The organism is Terriglobales bacterium, from assembly GCA_035624475.1.
In the GTDB taxonomy this organism is placed as follows: domain Bacteria; phylum Acidobacteriota; class Terriglobia; order Terriglobales; family Acidobacteriaceae; genus DASPRL01.
On sequence record DASPRL010000374.1, the window covers coordinates 1 to 2,364 of the forward strand.

4 protein-coding genes are annotated in these 2,364 nt (G+C 68.1%); 2 read left to right on the top strand and 2 right to left on the bottom strand.

The features are described 5' to 3' along the window. Nucleotides 1-191: 191 nt before the first annotated feature. Complete coding sequence (locus VEG08_14625; GenBank protein HXZ29226.1) at nt 192-707, bottom strand: TlpA disulfide reductase family protein; 516 nt, start codon at nt 705-707, stop codon at nt 192-194. Nucleotides 708-712: 5 nt separating this feature from the next. Next, nucleotides 713-1,291, bottom strand: a complete 579-nt coding sequence (locus VEG08_14630) for a hypothetical protein (protein HXZ29227.1) — start codon at nt 1,289-1,291, stop codon at nt 713-715. Nucleotides 1,292-1,470: 179 nt separating this feature from the next. Between VEG08_14630 and VEG08_14635 the strand changes: the two genes are divergently transcribed. Then, nucleotides 1,471-2,040: a hypothetical protein gene (locus VEG08_14635; protein HXZ29228.1), complete on the top strand. Its 570-nt coding sequence runs from the start codon at nt 1,471-1,473 to the stop codon at nt 2,038-2,040. Between the two features lie 12 nt (nt 2,041-2,052). Further along, a partial coding sequence (locus tag VEG08_14640; GenBank protein ID HXZ29229.1) for a hypothetical protein occupies nt 2,053-2,364 on the top strand: 312 nt, incomplete at its 3' end.

Here is a 2,364-nt window from a genome sequence, read left to right on the forward strand (position 1 = left end):
AACTGGAGCTGGCGCTGATGCAAGCGGCGCAGAAGCGCGGCATGGAGCTGACCATCGTGGAGGGCGAGCAGAAGGTGGAAGAGGTGGAGAAGCGCTCGCTGCAGCGCCCGCGCGTCTTCTACCGCCGCGAGCCCGAGGCCACGCCGTTTGTCGTGGCCAAGCCCTAGCGCGGGCTGGGTCGCGGCGCGGGCTCACTCGTCCGATTCGAGGCCGGCGCGGCGGAGGAGGCGGCGCAGGGCGCCCTCGCCGGCGGCGCCGCGCTGGATGCCGGCGATGTTGCCGTCGCGGTCGATGACCACGTAGATGGGATAGGAAGTGGCGGCGTACATGGCCGCCAGGTTGGTGTCGTCGGTGAGCACGATGCGCACCGCGCGCGGGTTCTGCGCCAGGTACTTCTTCACCTTCTTCTTGGATTCGCCCACGTCCACCGCCAGGACGATCAGGCCCTTGGGGGAAAACTCCTTGTCGATGGAGTCCACCAGGGCCTCCTCGCTGGTGCAGTACTCGCACCAGGTGGCCCAGAACTCCAGCAGCACCACCTTGCCCTTCACGGAGGCGTTGGTGAAAGTCTCGCCGCCCATGGTCTTGGCGGTGAAGCGGGGAGCGGGCTCGCGGGCGGGCGAGCCCGCGAAGGCAGAGGCGGCGGCCAAGACCAGCGCCGCGGCCGGGAGGCGGCGCCAGAGCGAGCGGGCTGACAGGCGGCGCACGGCCTTCACCCCTTGGGCTTGACCAGAGCGGCGGCCACCAGCCCGGCGCACAGGTAGCCCACGATCTGGGTCGTCATGTAGGCCTCGGTGTAGTTGGTGGGGAAGCCGTACCAGTTCCAGTAGGACACGTTGGTGGCCAGGGCGGCCAGGATGCCGGCCACCAGGAAGAAGCCCACCCGTCCCAGGTAGCCCAGCCGCGTCTGCGCCAGCAGGAAGGCGGCCAGCAGCACTTCCAGGAATTCTGTGAGGAACTCGATGCCCAGTTGGCGCGGGTCGAGAGCCTTAACGCTGGCGGCGGGGCGGTAGATCAGGATGCCGGAAGGATTGGCGTCCAGCTTCTTCTGGTAATCGTTCATGGCGGCGCTCTTCTGCTCCCGGGTGGCGTTGGGGCCGACGCCCATGCCAGGGAAGTAATAGAGCCCGGAACCCTGGCCGAGGGCGGACTGCATGGCCGCGAGCACCGGGGCTTCGTTGGGGATCTCCTGGACTCCGATCTCGCCCAGTGGCAGGACCAAGTGGGCGAGCGAGGTCCAGGCGAACATGGCGATCCCGCCCAGCAGGCCCGCGAGGAGAATGCGCTTCATAGATGCCTCCTGTCAGCGCGCCATTATCCACCCGAACGGATGAATTGCAAGCCGGGAGTGAGCGAGGCGAGCGGTTGAAATCGGGGTGGGGATGGCGTATAAGTTGCGACACTCTTTCGGGGCCCCCCGGCCGAGCAGTCGTGCTGCCCCGATCGCGCAAGCCAAGGAGGTCAAGAACCATGGCGCACCATCGCCGTTCCTCCACCCCGTTGCTGCTGAGCGTCGCCGTGCTGCTGGTGCTGGCGGGCTGCAGCAAAAATGAGCCCGCCACCACGACCACGACGGCGAGCCAGCCGGCAGCCGCCCCCGCGGCTGCGCCGGCCGCCACCCCCGCCGCCGGTCCGGCGGCGGCCCCTACCACGCCCGCCATCCAGAGCCAGGACGCCAACCAGGCGGGCATCGTGGCGGAGCTGACCGAGTGCAAGCGCGGTGACGGCGTGCTCACGGTGAAGGTCCGCTTCCGCAACACCAGCGGCCAGCCCATCCCGCTGAGCGTGATCGACGCGCGCGACTACGAGAAGTTCTACGTGACCGCCGGGAGCAAGAAGTATTTCATCCTCAAGGATTCGGAAGGCGCGTACCTGACGCCGAACGCGAATGCTTTTGGCAGCCTGGGCGTGGACCTGAAGCCCGGGCAGGGATGGCTGTGGTGGGCGAAGTTCCCGGCGCCGCCCGCGGATGCGACCAAGATCACGCTGATCACGCCCATCACGCCACCCTTCGAGGATGTCCCCATCACGGACAAGTAGAGCGAGGTCGAGATGGCGAGATCATGCCGATGGGCGGCGCTGCTGGTGTTGCTGGCCGCCGGCGCAGGCTACGGGCAGCAGGGTCAGAAGTACAGCGATCCCGACTCCGCCGAGACCAACGCGGCGGCCAAGGCGGCGCTGGCCAACGCCAAGATCCTGGACATCGTGGGGATGGGCGGCGGCATCGTGGGCGCCAGCACCGGCATCCACGGCGTGCTGGAGGACCTGGGCGCCAAGGTCACCGAGCAGGAGATCCGCATCGAGCTGGCCGCCGACGTGCTCTTCGACTTCGACAAGTACACGCTCAAGCCCGAGGCCACGGCC

Excerpts from the sequence above, each read along its gene's own strand:
- VEG08_14630 (HXZ29227.1), bottom strand. The coding sequence starts at position 1,291 with ATGAAGCGCATTCTCCTCGCGGGCCTGCTGGGCGGGATCGCCATGTTC.
- VEG08_14635 (HXZ29228.1), top strand. The coding sequence starts at position 1,471 with ATGGCGCACCATCGCCGTTCCTCCACCCCGTTGCTGCTGAGCGTCGCC.